Here is a 20,218-nt window from a genome sequence, read left to right on the forward strand (position 1 = left end):
CCGGGCGACCGAATTGCGCAAGAAGGTGGAGCCTGATGGGCCTCGACGCGTTCGGCCATGACCCGTTCTGGCTGGTCATCATCAAGATCCTCGCGGTCTTCGTCTTCCTGATCGTCTCGACGATCCTCATGATCTGGTTCGAGCGCCGGGTCGTCGGCCGGATGCAGCACCGTCCCGGTCCCAACCGGTACGGCCCCTTCGGGTTGCTGCAGAGTGTCGCCGACGCGCTGAAACTGGCGCTCAAGGAAGACATCATGCCGACCTTGGCCGACAAGGCGGTGTACTTCATCGCGCCGATCATCTCGATCATGTGCGCGTTCACGGCCTGGGCGGTGATCCCGTTCGGTCCCGAGGTGAGCATCTTCGGCGTCCGGTCGCCGCTGCAGATCACCGACGTGCCCGTCGCGGTCCTGGTCGTCCTGGCCTGCTCGGGCCTCGGCGTCTACGGCATCGTGCTCGGCGGCTGGGCATCCGGCTCGACCTACCCGCTGCTGGGCGCGCTGCGCTCGGCCGCGCAGGTCATCTCCTACGAGGTCGCGCTCGGCCTGTCGATCGTCGCGGTGTTCATGCTGTCGGGGTCGATGTCGACGAGCGAGATCGTCATGTCGCAGGGCGAGAACCCGCCGATCCAGCTGTCTCTCCTAGGCATGGAGCTCAACTTCAACGTGCCCGGCTGGTACGCGATCCTGCTGCTGCCGAGCTTCATCATCTTCATGATCTCGATGGTCGGTGAGACCAACCGCGCGCCCTTCGACCTCCCCGAGGCCGAGTCGGAGCTCGTCGGTGGTTTCCACACCGAGTACTCCTCGCTGAAGTTCGCGATGTTCTTCCTCGCCGAGTACATCAACATGTTCACCGTCTCGGCGATGTGCGTGACCCTGTTCCTCGGCGGCTGGCGTGCCCCGTGGCCGATCTCCATCTGGGGCGAGGCCAACACCGGCTGGTGGCCGATCCTGTGGTTCCTGGGCAAGGTCTGGGTCTTCATGTTCGTGTTCGTGTGGCTGCGCGGCACCATGCCCCGCCTGCGCTACGACCAGTTCATGCGCCTCGGCTGGAAGGTCCTGATCCCGCTGAACCTGGTGTGGATCCTCGTCGTCGCCGGCGTCCGGGTCAGCACTCAGCAGGAGAACGGCACCACCAAGACCCTCGTCATCGGCGGTGTGGTCCTGCTGGCCGGCGCGGTGATCCTGTTCTACCCACGGCGCAAGCAGTACGTCGAACCGGCCACGGCCGACCTGGGCCTCGGCGGGTTCCCCGTACCGCCGCTGGACCTGAAGGTCCCGCCGTCGCCGCGCACCAAGAAGATCGAAGCCACCCGCGAGAAGGCCTCCGTGGGTACCGACTCGAAGACCGACACCACCGGAGAGGAGGGCTAGGAGATGAGCATTCTCCCCAAGTCCGCCGCGGGCTTCGGCGTCACCTTCTCGCACATGTTCAAGAAGGTCGTCACCGAGGAGTACCCCGAGAAGCCCCCGGCCGTCGCGCCCCGCTATCACGGCCGGCACATCCTCAACCGTCACCCCGACGGCCTGGAGAAGTGCATCGGCTGCGAGCTGTGCGCCTGGGCCTGCCCCGCCGACGCGATCTTCGTGGAGGGCGCCGACAACTCCGACGAGAACCGCTTCTCGCCGGGTGAGCGCTACGCCGGGGACTACCAGATCAACTACGCGCGCTGCATCTTCTGCGGACTGTGCATCGAGGCCTGCCCGACCCGTTCGCTGACCATGAGCAACGAGTACGAGCTGGCCCGCGACGACCGCCGGGACCTGATCTTCACCAAGGAGCAGCTGCTCGCGCCGCTGCTGCCCGGTATGGAGCAGCCCCCGCACGCGATGCGTCTCGGGAACTCCGAGAAGGACTACTACATCAGCGGCCCCGAGAACCCGGGCATGTCGAAGGGCGCCGAGGGGCGTCCCGTCGACGACGCTCCGGGCGCGGGCAGCGAGCGTCGTACGGGAGAACACCGATGAGCCTCCTCGCGCAGGGCGCCCTGCTGGCCGCGGACAACACCGTCCCGACCGGTGAGGCAGTCACCTTCTGGATCCTCGCGCCGATCGCGCTGGGCGGGGCCATCGGCATGGTCCTGGCCCGCAACGCCGTGCACTCGGCGCTGCTGCTGGTGTGCACGATGCTGTCGCTGGGCGTCTTCTACGTCCTGCAGGCCGGGCCGTTCATCGGCATGGTCCAGATCATCGTCTACACCGGCGCGATCATGATGCTGTTCCTCTTCGTGATCATGCTCGTCGGCCGCCACACCCGCGACTCCCTCATCGAGGTCCTGCGCGGGCAGCGGCTGGCCGCGGTCATCCTCGGCGTCGGTTTCGCGATGCTGCTGGGTACCGGACTGGCCCGCGGGGTCGGTTCGGTGACGGCGAAGGGTCTCGACGAGGCCAACGCCAACGGCAACGTCGAGGGCATCGCCAAGCTGCTGTTCACCAAGTACATCTTCGCCTTCGAGGTCACCTCGGCGCTGCTGATCACCGCGGCGATCGGCGCGATGCTGCTGGCGCACATCGAGAAGAAGCCCGGCGAGAAGCTCGACCAGAAGGTCCTGTCGCGCAACCGCTTCACCAAGGGCAACTACCCCGGCCCGAAGAGCGGCCCCGGCGTGTTCGCGACCTCCGACTCGGTGGCGACCCCGGCGATCCTGCCCGACGGCACCTTCACCGAGCGCAGCGTCAGCAAGGTCGTCCCGGCCCGCGAGCTGACCCTCACCGAGGCCCGGCCCAAGGCCACCAACGGGAACAAACAGGACGGAGAGATCCGGTGACTCCCGACTACTACCTGATCCTCGCCGCGGTGCTGTTCACCATCGGCGCGGTCGGCGTGCTCGTCCGCCGCAACGCGATCGTGGTTTTCATGTGCGTCGAGCTCATGCTCAACGCGGCGAACCTGACGCTGGTCACCTTCGCCCGGATCAACGGGAGCCTCGACGGGCAGATCATGGCGTTCTTCGTCATGGTCGTCGCCGCGGCCGAGGTCGTGATCGGGCTGGCGATCATCATGTCCATCTTCCGCTCCCGCCGGTCGGCCTCGGTCGATGACGCGAACCTGTTGAAGTACTAAGAGGACACAGTGGATTCGATCACCTACGCCCCGGCAACGGGCGCACTGTCGTCGATGTGGCTGCTGGTGGCCATCCCGGCCCTGAGCGCGACGGTGCTGCTGCTGCTCGGGCGCCGTGCCGACAAGTGGGGACACTGGCTGGGCGTGGCCTCGGTCCTGGCCAGTTTCGTCCTGGGCGTCACATACTTCCTCCAGCTGCGAGGGATTGATGGCACAGGGAATAAGTCACTGTCTGTTGATTTGTTCGAGTTCATCCACATCGGCGACCTCAACGTCAGCGTCGGGCTGCTCTTCGACCCGCTGACGGCCGTGTTCGTGCTGCTGATCACCGGTGTCGGGTTCCTGATTCACCTGTACGCCGTCGGCTACATGTCCCACGACCCCGGCCGCCGCCGCTTCTTCGCGTACTTCAACCTCTTCGTCGCGGCGATGCTGCTGCTCGTCCTCGGCGACAACTACGTGATGCTCTACGCCGGCTGGGAGGGTGTCGGCCTGGCCTCGTACCTGCTGATCTCCTTCTGGTCCGACCGCCCGGCCGCCGCGACCGCCGGCAAGAAGGCCTTCCTGATCAACCGGGTCGGCGACGTCGGCTTCGCCCTCGCGATCTTCCTGATGTTCGCGACCTTCGGGACCACGAACTACGCCGACGTCTTCAACGGCGTCCTCGCGTCCGAGGCCGGTCAGACGGTGTCGGCGGGCGTGCTGCTGGCGATGGGCCTGCTGCTCCTGCTCGGAGCCTGCGGTAAGTCCGGCCAGTTCCCGCTGCAGACCTGGCTTCCCGACGCGATGGAGGGCCCGACCCCGGTGTCGGCCCTCATCCACGCCGCGACGATGGTCACCGCCGGCGTCTACATGATCGCCCGCTCGCAGGTCATCTTCAACGCCAACGAGACCGCCCAGACCGTGGTCGTCTCGATCGGCGCGCTGACGCTGCTGATCGGGTGCGTCATCGGTTGCGCCAAGGACGGCATCAAGCGCGTCCTGGCCTACTCGACCGTGTCGCAGATCGGGTACATGTTCCTCGCCGTCGGCCTCGGCGGCGGCGCCTACGCGCTGGGCATCATCCACCTGCTCGCGCACGGGTTCTTCAAGGCCGGGTTGTTCCTCGGCGCCGGTTCGGTCATGCACGGCATGAAGGACCAGGAGGACATCCGGCGCTTCGGCGGACTGTGGAAGTACATGCGGATCACCTGGGCCACCTTCGGGCTGGGCTACCTGGCGATCATCGGCATCCCGCCGCTGTCGGGCTTCTTCACCAAGGACCCGATCATCCTCGCGGCGTTCAACCGCGAAGGCTGGACGGGCTGGCTGTTCGGTTCGGCCGCACTCCTCGGCGCCGGGCTGACCGCCTTCTACATGACGCGGTTGTTCGTGCTGACGTTCCACGGACGCCCCCGCTGGCAGAAGGAGGGCGAGGGCGGCGCCCACGCCGCGTCGGCCACCGACGCGCACGGCGCCCACGCCGACGCGCACGGCGCCGCGATCGCGCGGACCGAGGACGGGCGCGACATCCAGCACCCGCACGAGTCCCCGTGGATCATGACGGTTCCGCTGATGCTCCTGGCCGTCGGTTCGGTCGCGGCCGGCTGGCTGATGTCGACCTCGGTCGTGGACTGGCTGACCCCGGTCTTCGGCGAGCACGAGGAGGGCCACGCCCACCTCACGCACACGCAGGTCACGATCGCCACCGTCGCGGTCACCGTGCTCGGTGTGGCGCTCGGGTACCTCCTCTTCCGCGGCGGCACCTCGCTGGTCGAGCAGCCCGCCCGCACGCACCTGGTCCGGGCGGCGCGCAACAACCTGTACGCCGACCGCTTCAACGAGCTGGTCTTCGAACTGCCCGGGCGCCTGCTCACCCGGGCGCTGGTGTGGGTCGACAACCGGGGCGTCGACGGGATCGTCAACGGTCTCGCCGCGGCCTTCGGCGGCGGGTCGGGCAGGCTCCGCCGGCTCCAGACCGGTTACGTGCGGACCTACGCCCTGTCCATTCTTTCCGGTGCGTTCCTGATCGTGGCCGCACTGCTGGCGGTGAGGCTCGGATGAAGTATCTGTCGCTCATGGTCGTCATCCCCCTCCTCGGGGCTCTGGTGACGGCGTTCGTTCCGAAGCACAAACCGAAGACGGCGAAGATCGTCGCGCTGGTCGTCTCGGTGATCGTTCTCGGCTTCACCATCGCCGCGGCCTTCGCCTTCGAGGCCGGCGGCGACCGGCTCCAGCTGTCGGAGTCCTACCCGTGGATCCCGCAGTGGGGCCTGCGCTTCAGCTTCGCCGTCGACGGCATCGCCCTGGTCCTCATCGGCCTGTCGGCCGTGCTGGTGCCGCTGGTGATCCTGGCGTCGTGGAAGGACGCCGACGACGACGGGACCGGCGGCCGCCGCAACGTCCCGACCTTCTTCGCGCTGATCCTCGCCCTCGAAGCGACCATGATCGGTGTGTTCGCGGCCTCCGACGTGCTGCTGTTCTACATCTTCTTCGAGGTCATGCTGGTCCCGATGTACTTCCTCATCGGGTCCTACGGCGGCCCGCGCAGGCAGTACGCCGCGGTCAAGTTCTTCCTGTACTCGCTGGTCGGCGGCATGCTCATGCTCGCCGCGGTCATCGGCCTGTGGGTGACGGCGAAGGACGGCCTCGGCCACGCGACCTTCGACTGGAACGAGATCGTGGCCCTCGCGCAGGGCGGCGGGATCCCCGGCGACCTGCAGAAGTGGCTGTTCCTCGGCTTCTTCGCGGCCTTCGCGATCAAGGCGCCGTTCTTCCCGTTCCACACCTGGCTGCCCGACGCCGGCGGCGCCGCCCCGGCGGGTGCCGCGGCCCTGCTGGTCGGCGTCCTCGACAAGGTCGGCACCTTCGGGATCCTGCGGTACTGCCTGCCGATGTTCCCCGAGGCGTCGAAGTACTTCGCGCCCCTGGCCATCGCGCTGTCGCTGATCGGTGTCCTGTACGGCGCGCTGCTGGCCGTCGGGCAGACCGACCTCAAGCGCCTGGTCGCCTACACGTCGATCTCGCACTTCGGTTTCATCGGCATCGGGATCTTCGCGTTCAGCTCGCAGGCCGCGACCGGTTCGGTGCTGTACATGGTCAACCACGGGCTGGCCACCGGCCTGCTGTTCATCGTGGTCGGCTTCCTGGTGCAGCGCCGCGGTTCGCAGAGCATCGCCGACTTCGGCGGCGCGGGCAAGGCCCTGCCGCTGCTGTCGGGCGTCTTCTTCATCGCCGGCATGGCGTCGCTGGCGCTGCCGGGCACCTCGCCGTTCGTCTCGGAGTTCCTGGTGCTGATCGGGACCTTCTCGGTGAACAAGACCGTCGCGATCCTCGCCGCGCTGGGCATGGTCCTCGCCGCCGCCTACATCCTGTGGATGTACCAGCGGACGATGCAGGGCAGGCTGAACCCGAAGCTGGCCGAGCTCGCGCCCATGAAGAAGGACCTGAGCCTGCGGGAGAAGGTCGTCGTCGCGCCGCTGGTCGTGCTGATCATCGCGCTCGGCGTCTACCCGAAGCCGCTGCTCGACGTGATCGAGCCCGCCGTCTCGTCGACCATGACGGACATCGGGGTTTCCGACCCGGCACCTACGGCCGCAACCGGAGCTGAGAAGTGAACGACATCCAACTGCCCGCGATCGACTACGCGGCCCTCCTCCCGATGCTGATCGTGTTCGGGGCGGCGTGCGTCGGCATCCTCGTCGAGGCCTTCGCTCCCCGCGGCTGGCGCTTCGTGATCCAGGTGTCGCTGACCATCGGCGGCCTCGTCGCCGGTCTCGTGGCGATCATCGTCAACCGCGACCTGGAGATCACCACGATCGGTGGCGCGGTCACCGTCGACGGCCCCGGGCTGTTCCTGCAGGGCGCGATCATCATCCTCGGGATCGTCTCGCTCGGGCTGATCGCCGAGCGCCGGCTGGAGCGCGGCGGGCCCTTCGTCGCCGAGGCGGCCCACGCGGCCAACTCCGACGGCGACAAGCGCCAGGAGCGCGAGCCGGGCGCGACCGAGGTCTTCCCGCTGACGCTGTTCGCGATCGCCGGGATGATGCTCTTCTGTGTCTCGGGCGACCTGCTGACGATGTTCGTGGCCCTTGAGGTCTTCTCGCTGCCGCTGTACCTGCTCTGCGGCCTGGCGCGCCGCCGCCGCCTCATCTCGCAGGAGGCCGCGCTCAAGTACTTCCTGCTCGGCGCCTTCGCCTCGGCGTTCTTCCTGTACGGCGTCGCCCTCCTCTACGGCTACGCCGGGACGGTGTCGCTGACCGGTATCCGCGAGGGCGTGCTCCAGTCGGAGCAGAGCGGCATCCTGCTCGCCGCGGGCCTGGCGCTGCTGGCGATCGGCCTGCTGTTCAAGGCCGCCGCCGTCCCGTTCCACGTGTGGACGCCCGACGTCTACCAGGGCGCGCCGACGCCGGTGACCGCGCTGATGGCGGCCTGCACGAAGGCCGCGGCCTTCGGCGGGCTCCTGCGCGTGTTCAACGTGGCCTTCGAGACGACCGCGTGGGACTGGCAGCCGGTGCTGGCGACGGTGGCGATCCTGACCATGGTGGTGGGTTCGATCCTGGCCGTCGCGCAGACCGACATCAAGCGCCTGCTGGCCTACTCGTCGGTCGCGAACGCCGGTTACCTGCTGGTCGGCGTGGTGTCCCTCAACGGGGCCGTCGGGTCGAGCCTGTTCTACCTGATCGCCTACGGCTTCTCGGTTCTGGGCGCCTTCGCGATGGTGACGCTGGTCCGTGACTCCGAGGGCGAGGCGACGCACCTGTCGCGCTGGGCCGGGCTGGGGAAGGGCTCGCCGCTGTTCTCGGCGCTGTTCACCTTCCTGATGCTCGGCTTCGCCGGTATCCCGCTGACCTCCGGTTTCACGTCGAAGTTCGCGCTGTTCTCCTCGGCGTGGGACTCCGACCAGAGCGTGCTGGTCATCGTGGGCGTGCTGTCGAGCGTCGTGCTGGCCTTCCCGTACCTGAAGGTCGTCGTCCTGCTGTGGCTCAACCCGCCCGGTGAGGAGACGCCGACGGTGTCCGTGCCGAGCATGCTGACCCGCGCGGTGATCTTCGCGGGCGTGGCGGTGACGTTCGTGCTGGGCGTGGCGCCGAGCTTCCTGCTGGACATCGTGGCCGACGCCGGGCCGTTCCTGGCGAAGTAGAGGGTTCTTCGAAACCGCCCGGTCCCGTTGGGGGCCGGGCGGTTTTTTGTGCGCCACTTCACTGTCGCACTGAGGACAGTCACCCTGGTATGTCATGCTCGTTGGTATGGGCATGACGACGATAAAGATCGACACGGCACTCCGCGACCGGATCGCGAAGGTCGCTCGGGAAGATTACGAAGGCGCGACACTGGCCGTCACCCTCGAACGCCTCATCGACGAGCACCTTGAGAAGCAGGTGATGGATCAGTACGCCAAGCTGCAGGAGGACCCGGAGGCGTGGGCGGACTACCTGGCCGAGACGCGCGAGTGGGAACGTGCGGCGGCCGCCGACGCGGCTCGTCACCTGTCGGAGGTGGAGCGTTGAGCCGGATCCGGCCCTGGGAGGTCTGGTACGTCGATCTCGGGGAACCCGTCGGCCACGAACAGGGCGGATCTCGGCCGGGGGTCGTGGTCGGCAGCGCCCTGCACTGCCGGTTCCCGATTCAGATGGCCATATTCGTTCCGCTGACCACGACGGACCGCGGCCTCACCCACCACGTGCCCGTCTTCTCCCCGGACAGCGGCCTGGCGAAACCGAGCTTCGCCATGACCGAGCAGCCGAGGACACTGTCGACCGACCGCCTCGAAGATGATCTTCCGCTGGGGATGCTCGTCGAGGCCGAGCGGCGCGAGATCACCTTCTGGCTGAAGAAGATGGTCGCCGCGTAGACCGTTCCGTGTCCAATCCGCGACACCCAGTCACGCCACCCCCGCCTCGCTCGTTGGACCACGCATGGAGACCTTCGCGATCGACATCCCCGCCGACCTCTATCAGCGCATCGCCGCGCTCGCCGTGTCCAACGACGGCGAGAGCCTCACGGCCGTCGTGGAGCGCCTGGTCGCGGAGTGCGAGGAGGCCACCGCGCCGACGCCCGTCCTCGCCTTTCCCGCCCGTCACGGCCACGTGAACGAGGCCGCCTGACGGGCTTCCAACCGGGTTCGGCCCACCGCCGGGGCTGTCGGCTCCACACGGGAACGACCCCTCCACCCACCCGCCCCGAAGCCGTGATCTTGACTGGCGCGCACCCCGTAGGCTGTCCACACCACGTCCGGGAGGGGCCAAGGGGAGGATGCGCGATATGTATGGCAGGGTGAGGCCGTGGTCAGCTTGACTCAGACGCCTTCCAGCGCCCCCGTCGACATCAACTTCGACGACCCGGCGCTGACGGCCGCCGTGCAACAGGGCCTCGACGAGGTCGAGGCGCGCCTGCGCGAGGCGGTCGACAACGCCGACCCGCTCATCGCCGAGGCCGCCGCGCACCTGATCCTGGCCGGCGGCAAGCGCTTCCGCCCGATGCTGGTCCTGCTCGCCTCGCACTTCGGCGATCCCGCGGCGCCCGGCATCACCGACGCCGCCGCCGTCATGGAGCTGACGCACCTCGCGACGCTCTACCACGACGACGTCATGGACGAGGCGCCCGTCCGCCGGGGCGCGCCGAGCGCGAACTCGCGCTGGGGCAACACCTTTGCGATCCTGACCGGCGACTACCTCTTCGCCCGCGCCTCCGACATCACCGCGTCGCTGGGTGCCGAGGCGGTCCGCAAGCAGGCGGGCACCTTCGCGCGCCTCGTCGCCGGGCAGATCGCCGAGACGGCGGGTCCCCGCGGTGCCGACCCGGTCGAGTTCTACCTGCACGTGCTGGCCGAGAAGACCGGTTCGCTCATCGCGACCTCCGCGCACTTCGGCGCCACCTTCGCCGGGGCGTCGCCCGACGTCGTCGAGGCCCTCTCCGACTTCGGCGAGGTCATCGGGGTGGCCTTTCAGCTCTCCGACGACCTGCTCGACATCGCCTCGGAGTCGAACACCTCGGGCAAGACGCTCGGGACCGATCTGCTCGAAGGCGTGCCGACGCTGCCCGTGCTGTACGCGCTGGCCTCCGACGATCCGGCCGAGACGCGCCTGCGTGAACTCGTCGCCGGCCCCGTCGCCGAGGCCGACCTGCCCGAGGCCCTGGCGCTGCTCCGCGCGTCGAAGGCCATGGCCCAGGCCCGCGCGACGCTGGATTCCTACGGCGCCAAGGCCCGCGCCATCGTCGACAGCCTCCCCGACGTCCCCGCCCGCCGCGCACTCGACGCGGTCTGCGCGTACATGGTGTCGCGCACCGCGTGATGGCCCGCGTACTGCTCACGGGCATGTCGGGAGTGGGGAAGTCGACGGTCCTGGCCGCGCTGGCGGCGCGCGGCCACCGCACCGTCGACGCCGACGGCGACGACTGGTCCCACTGGGGCACCGGACCCGACGGCGAGCCCGATTGGATGTGGCGCGAAGACCGCATGGCCGCGCTGCTGGAGGGGACGCCGGACGTCTTCGTCGCGGGGACGTCGGTGAACCAGGGTGGGTTCTACGACAGGTTCGAGCGGGTGATCCTCCTCAGCGCGCCCGCCGACGTGATGCTGGAGCGCATCGCCGCCCGCACGAACAACCCGTATGGGAAGACGCCCGAGCAGCGCGCCGACATCCTGCGGAACCTCGCCGAGGTCGAACCACTCCTGCGCGGTGGTGCCGACGTCGAGATCGACACGACGCCGCCGGTGGAGGACGTGGTCGCGGCGGTACTGGCGGCGGTGGGGTCTCAGCCGCGCTAGGACGGCTCCCACCGGAACGGTCGCTCAGCCCCCTCGAACCGGCGCCTCGACCCTCCCCGCGACCGCCGCGCGCAGCAGCCGCCGTCCCAGCAGCATCAGCATCGCCGCGGCCAGCATCACGCCCGCCGACATCAGCCACGCCGGGGCGTAGCCGTGCCCGTCGGCGACCCAGCCGAAGGTCAGCGGCCCCAGCATCCCGCCCAGGTATACGCCCGTTTGGGTGACTCCCGTTGCCGCGGCGGGGGCCTGGGGGTGAGTGTGGGAAACGGCGAAGTTGAGGATCCCCGGCCATGCCCAGCCGAGTCCGAAACCGGCCACCGCGCCGAGCGGCAAAGTCCACAGTGAAGTCGCGGAGAGCAGTGCGAGTCCACCGGCCCCGACAACCAGCATGGTCGCGATCAGCGCCATGCCGTCCCCACCTCGTCGATCGGTGAGCCATCCGAAACCGACCCGTGCGCACAGTCCCGCTCCGCTGCCCAACGTGAGGGTGAGTCCGGCGGCGGCGGGCGAGAGGCCGTGCGAGACGGCGGTGTCGGCCAGGAACGGACTCAAGTTGCTCGCCGCGCTCGCCGCGCACGCCGCCGCGAGGCCGATGACGAGCAGGGCCGGGGTGGGCCGGCCCTGCTCCTCCCTCCTCCGCGACCTGGGGACCTCGGCGGTTCCCAGGTCGCGCAAGGGAAGCAGCGCCAGCAGGGCCAGTGTCCCGGCCAGCGCGAAGGCCCAGCGCCAGCCGACGGTCAGCGCGATGAGTGGCACCGACACGCCCGCGAAGAGCGTGCTCGCCGGGATCGCGGCCTGCTTGAGCCCGAACAGCAGTCCCTGCCGCCGCCGGGGGATGTGCCGCGACAGCAGCAGGTTCGACGACAGCTGTCCCGCCGAGTTGGCGGTGGCGCCGACGGCGAGCAGCGCCACCAGACTCCAGTAGTTCCAGGCGATCGCGGCGATCCCGAGCATCGCGCCGGCCGACAGCAGCACGGCGACGCGGCTGACCACGGCGGCGCCGTAGCGCTCCACGAGCCGCCCGGAGGGCGTGCTGACCAGCGCCGACACGGCGAAGTTCGCCGCGACGGCCGCGCCGAGTCCGGTGGCGGTGAAGCCGAGGTCGTCGCTGATCTGCACCGAGAGGCCGCCGACCAGGAACACGGGAATGACCGAGGCGATGGTGACCGTCGTCGCGGCCACTCCCGCCCTGGTGGGGGTGACGGAGGGGGACACGGGGCGAACGTAGTCCCGCCAACCGGGGCGTAGCGGGCGCTGTGGGCCATCTCATGCGCGGCACCGAACGGTCGGAACCACTCCGTTACGTGCCCGGCCGCCCGCTGAGAGCGCGCCAGGGCGCACGGAGAGACGCGAACGCCTCTCGGGTCCGTGGCGGGCCTCGGCACGCCCCTGCGGCCCTTGTGGCCGGTGGCGATCATCCAATTACCCCGAAAAGCCGTCAAGAGCAGTCAATACGGCGTAGAACGGAACCGAAAGGAGCTCGCGATGACCAGTAGCACTAGTACGAGCCGCGCATGGGCCCTCGGGGGCGCCACGTTCGCCGGCTGCATGATGATCATGGTCGGTGTGTGGCAGGTGCTCCTCGGCATCGCCGCGATCGCCAAGGGCGAGTACTTCGTCGTCGACGACGGGTACCTCTACCGCTTCGACACCACCGCCTGGGGCTGGATCCACCTCGTCATCGGCGCGCTCGCGCTGATCGCCGGGTTCTTCGTCTTCACCGGTGCGACGTGGGCCCGCGCGGTCGGCATCGTCCTGGCGGTCCTGTCGGCGACCGTCCAGTTCCTGTGGCTGCCCTACCAGCCACTGTGGGCGATGCTCCTCATCGCCGTCGACGTCTTCGTCATCTGGGCCCTGGCCTCGATGGGAAGCGCGATGCGCCATGAGGCCGGACCGCCCCCGGCCGCCGGCCGCCACCGCGAATGGAGCAACGACCAGCAGGCGTCCTTCGGCTCGATGAACACCCCGGCGCCCGGCGGCGCCGACGAGATGAAGGAGCACATGCGCGAGACCGGCCCGGTCGGCCAGGACCTCCCGCCGACGAGCGGTGGAACCGGCCCGATCCGTTAGGGCACAAGCGAAACGGCGGGGCCGGGGGAGATCACCGGCCCCGCCGTCCTGTGCGCAAGGCCGCGGCGGCGGACCCTTGGTGGGGTGGGCCGCGCCGCCGCGGCGGCTGTGGCGACCGCCGGTGGGGTGCGGTACGCCACGTTGTCGCCTCCCCGGCACCGTCACTCGGTGGAGGCGCGGTTGGACGGTTACGGGGTGGGGGACGCAACCGGCCAGGCATCCGCCGTATTGACTATTGCTTCCGGACACTACGACGGATACCTTCGAAACTGCCTGCAACCGGTAGTTTCCGCAAGGCGTGATTCTTCATATGGTGAAGAGACCACGGAAGTCATGAGGTGGGTGACGTGACTGGGGGGCTCAAGGCTCGAAACGAGGGGAAACCCTCCGACTTCATTCAGAGTGTCTCGCGAGCGCTGCGGATCCTGGAAGTCGTCGGCTCCTCTCGGGGCGGTCTCACGATCAAACAGATCGCCAGACGCGTGCAACTCGCACCGACCACGACGTACCACCTGGTGCGAACACTGACCTACGAGAACTACCTGATCCGTGGCGAGCACGGACTGTTCACCGTGGGTCTGGCCGTCTCCGACCGCTTCCGCGACATGTCGGCGACGATGCGCGGACCGTCCACAGTGCTCGAAGCCCTCCGCCGCCAGGTCGCCGACTCCGGTTACAGCCACTACCTCGCGCGCTTCGTCGACGGCCGCGTCGCCATCACCGAGGTGTCCGAAGGACAGCTGTCCCCGCACACCGAGGATCTCATCATCGGCTTCGACGACGGCGCCCACGCGACCGCGCTCGGCAAGGCCCTCCTCGCGACGCTCACGCCCACAGAACGTCGCGGCTACCTACGCGAATCGGGGATGCGCCGCTACACCTCGCGCACCCTGACGACCCTCGCCGACTTCGAGATTGACCTCAGCCGCCTGTCGACTCAGGGCGTGTTCACCGAGACCGGCCAGTACCGCGAGGGCATCGCCTGCGCCGCCACCCTCGTCAACCGCGAGGCCCCGCTCACCGAGCGCCTCACCGTCGCCTGCGCCATCCCGATGGACGACCTGCCCAAGGCCGCACCCGACCTCCGCGCCCGCCTTCGGGTCACCGCCCGCGAGGTCGGCGCCGCGCTCGCCGCGGCCGAAGACGGCAAGGAACGGCCCTGACGGCTCAGCCCTCCCGCAGCACCCGGAAGAAGGAGCGCACGTCGGCGACCAGCTCCGTCGGCGCCTGAAGCGCCCCGAAATGCCCGCCGGCGTCGATGTCCGCCCAGCGCGTGATCCGGTGCGACAGCTCCGCCAGGCCCCGCAGCGCCCGGTCACCGCGGAAGTTCGCCACGCCCGTCGGCACCCCCGACGAGGGCCTGCGCTCGCCCCAGACCTCGCCGGCGGCCTCGCGGTAGAGGCGCGCGGCCGAGCCGGCCGTCCCGGTGAGCCAGAAGGCGGTGACGTCGGTGAGGATCGCGTCGCGCGCGACGGGCGTCTGCCAGGAGGAGCCCGGATCCCAGTCGGCGAACCATTCCAGGTTCCACGCCAGCTGCCCGACCGGTGAGTCGTTGAGCGCGTAGGCGAGCGTCTGCGGACGGGTGCTCATCTGCACGGCGTAGCCGGAGTGGCCGCGCCACCAGGCGGCGTTGTCCTCGGCCTGCTCGCGTTCGTCGGCGGTGAGTTTCTCCAGTTCCGCGGCGTCGAAGGGGGCGGAGGAGTCGGCGAGGGCGTTGACGTGCACGCCGACGACGTCGCCCGGCGCGTGCCTGCCGAGCTCGGCGGAGACGGCGCTGCCGAAGTCGCCGCCCTGCGCGCCGTAACGCCGGTAACCCAGGCCCGCCATCAGTTCCGCCCACGCCCGTGCCGTGCGCACCGAACCCCAGCCGGGCTCGCCCGTCGGTCCGGAGAACGCGAAACCGGGCAGGGAGGGCGCGACGACGTGGAAGGCGTCGGCGGGGTCGCCGCCGTGGCCGCGCGGGTCGGTCAGCGGGCCGATGATCGCCAGGAAGTCGAAGACGGTGCTCGGCCAGCCGTGCGTGATGACCAGCGGCAGCGCGTCGGGCTCGGGGGACTCGACGTGCAGGTAGTGCAGGTGCTGGCCGTCGATGACGGTCGTGAACTGCGGATGCGCGTTGAGCCGCGCCTCCTGCGCGCGCCAGTCGAAGCCGTCGGCCCAGTACGCGGCGAGTTCGGCGAGGTGGCCCTCCTCGACGCCCTGGGACCAGCCCGCGCCCGGCATCTGCCCGGGCCAGCGGGTCGCCGCGACGCGTTCGCGGAGGAACGCGAGCTCGGCTTCGGGGACGTCGACGCGGAAGGGGCGTGGTGTGTCCATGACAGGGATATACCCATCCGGGCCGCGAGCACGCGAAGCGCGGTCGCGTAGGTTAGCCTCGCCTATATTGAGGGTTCGCGACCCGTTCTACCTGGGCGTCTTGCCGGAAAGCTCGAAAGGCCTCCACGCTCGTTAACCTCCCGGACACCTTCGGTCCCCCGCAGCTTCGGCCCCGGCCCTTAACGTCGCGGCCATCACGACCACCCTCTGCGAGGAGCCAGCTGTGACCGTCCCTCAACGTCGTCGTCTGCTTCCCTTGTTCACCAAGGACGTCAGGCACGCCAACCGTAGTTCGATGACGTGCCGGTTCCGTTGCGGTAACGCCTGTGACCACCCGGTGCCCAACGAGTCGGACAACGAGTACTTCGGTGACATCGTCAACGAGGCGGTCGCCTCCCGCCGCGGTGTGCTGCGCGCGGGCGCGGTCGGCGCGATCGCCATCGGCGCGGGCGTGGCCGGTGTGGCCGGAGCGACGCCCGCCATGGCCGCCGAGGGTGCCGAGGGCTTCGAGCCGCTGCTCGCGCAGGGTGCCTCCTACGGCAAGCACGATGGGGTCCTCGCGTTCCGTGCGATCCCGCCGAACACCCTCGACAAGGTCATCGTGCCCAACGGTTACGACTCGGCCGTCGTCATCGAGTGGGGCGACAAGGTCACCGCCGACGCGCCCGAGTTCGACATCGACGACCAGAGCGCCTGGGCCCAGCGACGCCAGTTCGGTTACAACAACGACTTCGTCGGCGTCCTGCCCTACGGGCGCGACCGCGACCGCGCGATCCTGGTCGCCAATCACGAGTACACCAACGAAATCCTGATGTTCCGCTCCTACCTCGGCGGCGACGCCGCACCGCTGGAGCAGATCGAGATCGCGATGGCCGCGCACGGCCTGTCCGTGGTCGCCCTCCGCCGGATCGACGAGACCGGCCAGTGGCGTGCCGACAGCCGCAACCGCCGCGGCAACCGCCGCATCCACGTCGGCACCAAGTTCGAGTTCACCGGTCCCGCCGTCGGCAGCGCCCTGCTCAAGACGGCCGCCGACTCGCGCGGCAGGAACCCCTACGGCACGCTCAACAACTGCGCCGGCGGCGTCACGCCGTGGGGCACCGTGCTGTCGGGCGAGGAGAACTTCAACCAGTACTTCACCGGCGGTGACGGCGTTCCGGCCGCCGACAAGCCCGCCCTGGCGCGCTACGGCATCGACACCACCAAGCACCACGCCGCCGACAACCGGCGCTTCGACCGCGTCGAGGCGCGCTTCGACCTCACCAAGCACCCGCACGAGGCCAACCGCTTCGGCTGGATCGTCGAGGTCGACCCCTACGACCCGCACTCGACGCCGAAGAAGCACACCGCGCTGGGCCGCTTCAAGCACGAGGGCGCCAACGCGATCCTCGCCGACGACGGCCGTGCCGTGGTCTACATGGGCGACGACGAGCGTTTCGACTACATGTACAAGTTCGTCTCCGACCGCAGGTTCAAGCCCGGTGACAGCCGCAAGGCGCGCGAGAACAACCTGCGCCTGCTGGAGAGCGGGACGCTGTACGTCGCGAAACTGGAGTACACCAGTGCCGGCGAGATCGACGGCTCCGGCAGGCTCCCGTCGGACGGGCAGTTCAACGGCACCGGCCGCTGGATCCCGATCGTGCGCGGCTCCGAGTCGCTCGTGCCCGGCATGACCGTCGACCAGGTCCTGGTGCACACGCGCCTGGCGGGCGACGCCGTCGGCGCGACCAAGATGGACCGTCCCGAGGACGTCCAGCCCAACCCGGCGACCGGCAAGATCTACGCCGCGCTGACCAACAACACCGACCGCGGCAAGCCCGGCAAGCCCGGCGCCGACGAGGCCAACCCGCGCAACCTCAACAAGCACGGCCAGATCTTCGAGATCACCGAGGACAATGGGAACCAGGCCTCGGAGACGTTCACCTGGGACGTGCCGATCGTGTGCGGCGACCCGGCCGACCCGGCGACGTTCTTCGCCGGCTTCGACAAGACGAAGGTCTCGCCGATCTCGTGCCCCGACAACGTCGCCTTCGACGCCTCGGGCAAGAACCTGTGGATCTCCACCGACGGCAACGCGCTCGGCACCAACGACGGGTTGTTCGCCGTGCCGCTGACCGGGCCCGAGCGCGGGTTCGTGCGGCAGTTCCTGTCGGTGCCCTTCGGCGCCGAGACCTGCGGGCCCTTCGTGCACGACGACAACAAGACCGTTTTCGTGGCCGTCCAGCACCCCGGGGAGGTCACCGGGGCCACGCTGGACAACCCTGCCTCGACCTGGCCGAACGGGGACTACGCCAAGCCCGGCGTGGTCTGCTCGTGGCGCCTCGACGGGCGCGACGTCGGCCGGTGATCCGGCCGTAAGGAACACCACTGCCATGGTGCCTCGGCGCCCCGGGTTTCACGCCCGGGGCGCCCTCGTCATTCGCGAATCTCGACGATCCGGACGCCACCGTAGGTCGTGTACGACGTCACCGGCGCGGTGATCTTCAGGCCCGGGTTCTCCTCGTACGCCTCGCGAAGCGCCTCGAAGGCGCCGCCCGCCGAGCCGAGGTCGGCGACGCGGTCGAGGAGGGCGAGGGAGGCGTCGTCGGGTTCGGTTTCGAGCTCGGCGAGGCCCCAGACGTCCCAGGGGAGGACCTCGACCTTGTTGAGGGCGGCGAGGTCGCGGACGACGTTGCCGCGGAGCATGGACAGGCCCGTGAGGTCGAGGACGTCGGGGATGCGCACGCCGAAGTTCGCGGGGTCGTCCTTGCCCTCACGGCACAGACGCCAGGCGTCGCCCGCGACGAGGAAGCGGTCGCGGGGGACGTCCATGGGGTCGAAGTCGGGGTCGTAGCCGCCGAACTCGGGGTCGGCGAGGGTCCAGCCCTTGCCGGGGCGCCAGTACTCGGTGACCCAGTGGTCGCCGCGGAATTCGGGGCCGCCCTCGCCGTAGGTCATGAAGCCGCAGCGCAGCCGCGCCGGGATCCCGTTGTGCCGCAACGCCGCCGCGAAGAGAAGCGCGAAGTCACGACACGTCCCGGCCAGCCGCGCCTCCGGCCGCCGCTCGGCGATGAGGTCGAGGGGGGCTTCGCCGTCGCCGGGGCCGTCGTGGCCGTCGTGGCCGTCGTCGCCGGACAGGCCGCGCAGGACGGTGAGGAAGCCGGAGACGTAGCGCGTCTCGGCCTCGTTGCGGCGGTCGTCGGGCAGCGTGAAGCCGTAGCGGGCACAGCCCTCGCGGTGGACGACCAGGTTGCGCACCGACGCCGCCAGCTCCGCGGGGGAGCCGACAAGCGAGTTGAGGGCCGCCCAGCCCTCACCGCCGGGGTCGGTGGCGACGCTGTGAGTGCCGTAGAAGCCCGCTTCGGGCCGGCTCAGCACATGCATCTCGGGGACCTCCTCATCGCAGGGCTTGCGCGTGGGAGGGAACCTACCGCGTGGGGGTGTCGTGAGGGCGTGGGGGCAGGAGGGGGTGGGTGTGGGTGGGCGAGGTGGCACGGCGGTGCGTGGCGATGCGGGGCGCCGTGGTGCGAGGCCGGGCGGGGCCGACGCTGTTGGGGGAGCCGCCTCAGTCCCGTCCGTGCCAGGACGAGGCCGGGGGCGGCCCGGCGGATCGACCTGGACCCACGTGGAGCGAGCGGGCCTTCCGGTGCTTGCGGGGGAGGTGCTCTCACTGCAGCCCGTAGGGCGGAGGCGGTCGGCGGTCGGCGCCGGATGCTCGCCGTGAGCCGGGTGCCCCTCGCAGGCCAGGACCTGCCCTGCGGCGAAGATGCGCCCTGCCCTCCTGGTGATTGCGCATCCCCGGATCCCACCCGCGTGCGGAGAAGACTTCGAAACCAAAGGCCGTGGCGTCGATGGCGTCGGTTCCTAGCTCGCGTGCGCGGAGGTTCAGCGGGGGAGCCAGACCTCGCCGATGCCCAACGGCCCATCTCCGCACGCGGAGAAAACATCGCCACTGACGCCGCCGTTCACGGCCTGCGCGGTTCAACCCCGCGCATGCGAGGAAGGCCGGATAGTCGAGAGCCGCAGCCTCCTCGCGTGCTGCTCATCCTGGTGCATGCCGGGAAGACGGCGAGACCTCGGCGAGGATCTCGGCGGCTTCTGCCCCATCCGAGGGCGAGTGGGGAAGACAGGTTGCCCGAGATCCGGGCCGTCCAGTCCGTTTGCTCACTCTGGAGCGTCGGGGAGGAGCTGCAATGCAGGTCGATGCCGCGCGGAGCGGCGCTCAGCGTGGCGCGGGTGGGAGAGGCGCCGGCACCTACACCCACGTCGCCTACAACCGCTCACCCCGGCGCGGGTGGGACAGGCGCCGCCAGCGCCGCGTCGACTTGGCGGCCACGCCGTGCGCCATGGCGCGTGTGGGAGAGGCCTGTCGCGTGAGCCGGGCTCGGCCTGTTGAACGCGCTCACCCCGGCGTGTGGGAGTGACGCGGCGCCACGTTCGGGAGCCTCCCGGAGGGGCCGCTCACTCCGGCGTGTGTGGGAGAGGCGCCGCGAGCGCCGCGTCGACTTGGCGGCCACGCCGCTCACCCCGGCGCTGGGGGAGAGGCTCACAGCACGTTGCTGCGCCTGCTCGCGTGCCACGCTCACCCCGGCGTGCGGGAGAGTCGGGAGCTGCGCTCGGCGCGTGCTGGCCAAACGCCCGCGCACCCCGGCGCTTGTGGGAGGGGCCTGAAAGCGCTCGATAGCGAAAGGCCGCGCTTCCGCGCACCCCGGCGCTTGTGGGAGAGGCACTTCCTAACCTGCCGCTCCAACGAGGCGCGTGCGGGCGGGCTTCACACTCGGACCCGTGCGGGAGGGCGCGTTCCCACCTTGGCTGCTTCCGCATGCGGGGTTTCGCGGACGTCGAGAAGGTTTCCGCCGCGCCGCGACGCCGGGCCGCATGGCGGGATGATCTGCCGCTAGCCGCTAGCCGCTAGCCGCTAGCCGCTAGCCGCTAGCCGTGAGCCGTGAGCCGTGAGCCGTGAGCCGTGAGCCGTGAGCCGTGAGCCGTGAGCCGTGAGCCGTGAGCCGTGAGCCGTGAGCCGTGAGCCGTGAGCCG

Annotated in this window: 18 protein-coding genes; 15 read left to right on the forward strand and 3 right to left on the reverse strand. The window is 69.7% G+C overall.

Annotated features, from left to right (window positions below; all coding sequences use genetic code 11):
- Positions 1-35 precede the first annotated feature (35 nt).
- The 12 genes from nuoH to HNR73_RS24380 all read left to right on the forward strand — a co-directional run bounded on the left by nuoH (position 36) and on the right by HNR73_RS24380 (position 10,816).
- The gene (nuoH, locus tag HNR73_RS24325) at positions 36-1,376 is read left to right on the forward strand and encodes an NADH-quinone oxidoreductase subunit NuoH (protein ID WP_184789920.1); all 1,341 of its coding nucleotides are present in this window, start codon (positions 36-38) and stop codon (positions 1,374-1,376) included.
- Positions 1,377-1,379: 3 nt separating this feature from the next.
- Entirely contained in the window at positions 1,380-1,970 is a 591-nt protein-coding gene (nuoI, locus tag HNR73_RS24330) for an NADH-quinone oxidoreductase subunit NuoI (protein WP_184789921.1), read from the forward strand.
- Positions 1,967-2,770: an NADH-quinone oxidoreductase subunit J gene (locus HNR73_RS24335; RefSeq protein WP_184789922.1), complete on the forward strand. Its 804-nt coding sequence runs from the start codon at positions 1,967-1,969 to the stop codon at positions 2,768-2,770. Before nuoI ends, HNR73_RS24335 begins: the two co-directional genes overlap by 4 nt.
- A complete protein-coding gene (gene nuoK / locus HNR73_RS24340; RefSeq protein ID WP_184789923.1) occupies positions 2,767-3,066 on the forward strand; it encodes an NADH-quinone oxidoreductase subunit NuoK in 300 nt (99 codons plus the stop codon). Before HNR73_RS24335 ends, nuoK begins: the two co-directional genes overlap by 4 nt.
- 54 nt (positions 3,067-3,120) lie before the next feature.
- On the forward strand, positions 3,121-5,109 hold the full coding sequence (nuoL, locus tag HNR73_RS24345; protein WP_184790085.1) for an NADH-quinone oxidoreductase subunit L: 1,989 nt from the start codon (positions 3,121-3,123) through the stop codon (positions 5,107-5,109).
- On the forward strand, positions 5,106-6,662 hold the full coding sequence (locus tag HNR73_RS24350) for an NADH-quinone oxidoreductase subunit M (protein WP_184789924.1): 1,557 nt from the start codon (positions 5,106-5,108) through the stop codon (positions 6,660-6,662). The genes nuoL and HNR73_RS24350 overlap by 4 nt, the downstream gene beginning before the upstream one ends.
- Positions 6,659-8,188 (forward strand): NADH-quinone oxidoreductase subunit NuoN, encoded by a 1,530-nt coding sequence (gene nuoN / locus HNR73_RS24355; RefSeq protein WP_184789925.1) that lies wholly within the window; start codon positions 6,659-6,661, stop codon positions 8,186-8,188. The genes HNR73_RS24350 and nuoN overlap by 4 nt, the downstream gene beginning before the upstream one ends.
- Before the next feature lie 106 nt (positions 8,189-8,294).
- Positions 8,295-8,555, forward strand: coding sequence for a hypothetical protein (locus HNR73_RS24360; protein WP_184789926.1), 261 nt, complete (start codon positions 8,295-8,297; stop codon positions 8,553-8,555).
- Positions 8,552-8,899, forward strand: coding sequence for a type II toxin-antitoxin system PemK/MazF family toxin (locus HNR73_RS24365; protein WP_184789927.1), 348 nt, complete (start codon positions 8,552-8,554; stop codon positions 8,897-8,899). Before HNR73_RS24360 ends, HNR73_RS24365 begins: the two co-directional genes overlap by 4 nt.
- Before the next feature lie 64 nt (positions 8,900-8,963).
- Positions 8,964-9,152 carry a hypothetical protein gene (locus tag HNR73_RS24370; RefSeq protein WP_184789928.1) on the forward strand — a complete coding sequence of 63 codons (189 nt, stop codon included), beginning with the start codon at positions 8,964-8,966 and terminating at the stop codon, positions 9,150-9,152.
- A gap of 177 nt (positions 9,153-9,329) precedes the next feature.
- Positions 9,330-10,340, forward strand: a complete 1,011-nt coding sequence (locus HNR73_RS24375; protein WP_373316634.1) for a polyprenyl synthetase family protein — start codon at positions 9,330-9,332, stop codon at positions 10,338-10,340.
- Positions 10,340-10,816, forward strand: a complete 477-nt coding sequence (locus HNR73_RS24380) for an AAA family ATPase (protein WP_184789929.1) — start codon at positions 10,340-10,342, stop codon at positions 10,814-10,816. The genes HNR73_RS24375 and HNR73_RS24380 overlap by 1 nt, the downstream gene beginning before the upstream one ends.
- A gap of 24 nt (positions 10,817-10,840) precedes the next feature.
- Here the strand turns inward: HNR73_RS24380 and HNR73_RS24385 are convergent, their stop codons facing one another.
- Positions 10,841-12,031 carry an MFS transporter gene (locus HNR73_RS24385; RefSeq protein ID WP_184789930.1) on the reverse strand — a complete coding sequence of 397 codons (1,191 nt, stop codon included), beginning with the start codon at positions 12,029-12,031 and terminating at the stop codon, positions 10,841-10,843.
- Positions 12,032-12,301: 270 nt separating this feature from the next.
- Here HNR73_RS24385 and HNR73_RS24390 point away from each other — a divergent pair, with 270 nt between their 5' ends.
- Together HNR73_RS24390 and HNR73_RS24395 are read left to right on the forward strand one after the other, a co-directional pair.
- Positions 12,302-12,886 (forward strand): DUF7144 family membrane protein, encoded by a 585-nt coding sequence (locus HNR73_RS24390; RefSeq protein WP_184789931.1) that lies wholly within the window; start codon positions 12,302-12,304, stop codon positions 12,884-12,886.
- Between the two features lie 347 nt (positions 12,887-13,233).
- Complete coding sequence (locus HNR73_RS24395) at positions 13,234-14,049, forward strand: IclR family transcriptional regulator (RefSeq protein ID WP_184789932.1); 816 nt, start codon at positions 13,234-13,236, stop codon at positions 14,047-14,049.
- Between the two features lie 4 nt (positions 14,050-14,053).
- Here HNR73_RS24395 and HNR73_RS24400 read toward each other — a convergent pair whose 3' ends face one another.
- Positions 14,054-15,202, reverse strand: a complete 1,149-nt coding sequence (locus tag HNR73_RS24400; RefSeq protein ID WP_184789933.1) for an epoxide hydrolase family protein — start codon at positions 15,200-15,202, stop codon at positions 14,054-14,056.
- Positions 15,203-15,425: 223 nt separating this feature from the next.
- Between HNR73_RS24400 and HNR73_RS24405 the strand changes: the two genes are divergently transcribed.
- Positions 15,426-17,549 carry a PhoX family protein gene (locus tag HNR73_RS24405; protein ID WP_239122279.1) on the forward strand — a complete coding sequence of 708 codons (2,124 nt, stop codon included), beginning with the start codon at positions 15,426-15,428 and terminating at the stop codon, positions 17,547-17,549.
- A 68-nt stretch (positions 17,550-17,617) separates the two neighbouring features.
- On the opposite strand, the gene HNR73_RS24410 is transcribed toward HNR73_RS24405, so the two are convergent.
- Positions 17,618-18,565 (reverse strand): transglutaminase-like domain-containing protein, encoded by a 948-nt coding sequence (locus HNR73_RS24410; RefSeq protein ID WP_184789934.1) that lies wholly within the window; start codon positions 18,563-18,565, stop codon positions 17,618-17,620.
- Between the last annotated feature and the right edge of the window lie 1,653 nt (positions 18,566-20,218).

Source organism: Phytomonospora endophytica, from assembly GCF_014202425.1.
GTDB classification, from domain to species: domain Bacteria; phylum Actinomycetota; class Actinomycetes; order Mycobacteriales; family Micromonosporaceae; genus Phytomonospora; species Phytomonospora endophytica.

Excerpts from the sequence above, each read along its gene's own strand:
- HNR73_RS24335 (WP_184789922.1), top strand. The coding sequence starts at position 1,967 with ATGAGCCTCCTCGCGCAGGGCGCCCTGCTGGCCGCGGACAACACCGTC.
- HNR73_RS24390 (WP_184789931.1), top strand. The coding sequence starts at position 12,302 with ATGACCAGTAGCACTAGTACGAGCCGCGCATGGGCCCTCGGGGGCGCC.
- nuoL (WP_184790085.1), top strand. The coding sequence starts at position 3,121 with ATGTGGCTGCTGGTGGCCATCCCGGCCCTGAGCGCGACGGTGCTGCTG.
- nuoI (WP_184789921.1), top strand. The coding sequence starts at position 1,380 with ATGAGCATTCTCCCCAAGTCCGCCGCGGGCTTCGGCGTCACCTTCTCG.
- HNR73_RS24410 (WP_184789934.1), bottom strand. The coding sequence starts at position 18,565 with ATGCATGTGCTGAGCCGGCCCGAAGCGGGCTTCTACGGCACTCACAGC.
- HNR73_RS24360 (WP_184789926.1), top strand. The coding sequence starts at position 8,295 with ATGGGCATGACGACGATAAAGATCGACACGGCACTCCGCGACCGGATC.
- HNR73_RS24350 (WP_184789924.1), top strand. The coding sequence starts at position 5,106 with ATGAAGTATCTGTCGCTCATGGTCGTCATCCCCCTCCTCGGGGCTCTG.
- HNR73_RS24380 (WP_184789929.1), top strand. The coding sequence starts at position 10,340 with ATGGCCCGCGTACTGCTCACGGGCATGTCGGGAGTGGGGAAGTCGACG.
- nuoH (WP_184789920.1), top strand. The coding sequence starts at position 36 with ATGGGCCTCGACGCGTTCGGCCATGACCCGTTCTGGCTGGTCATCATC.
- HNR73_RS24400 (WP_184789933.1), bottom strand. The coding sequence starts at position 15,202 with ATGGACACACCACGCCCCTTCCGCGTCGACGTCCCCGAAGCCGAGCTC.
- HNR73_RS24370 (WP_184789928.1), top strand. The coding sequence starts at position 8,964 with ATGGAGACCTTCGCGATCGACATCCCCGCCGACCTCTATCAGCGCATC.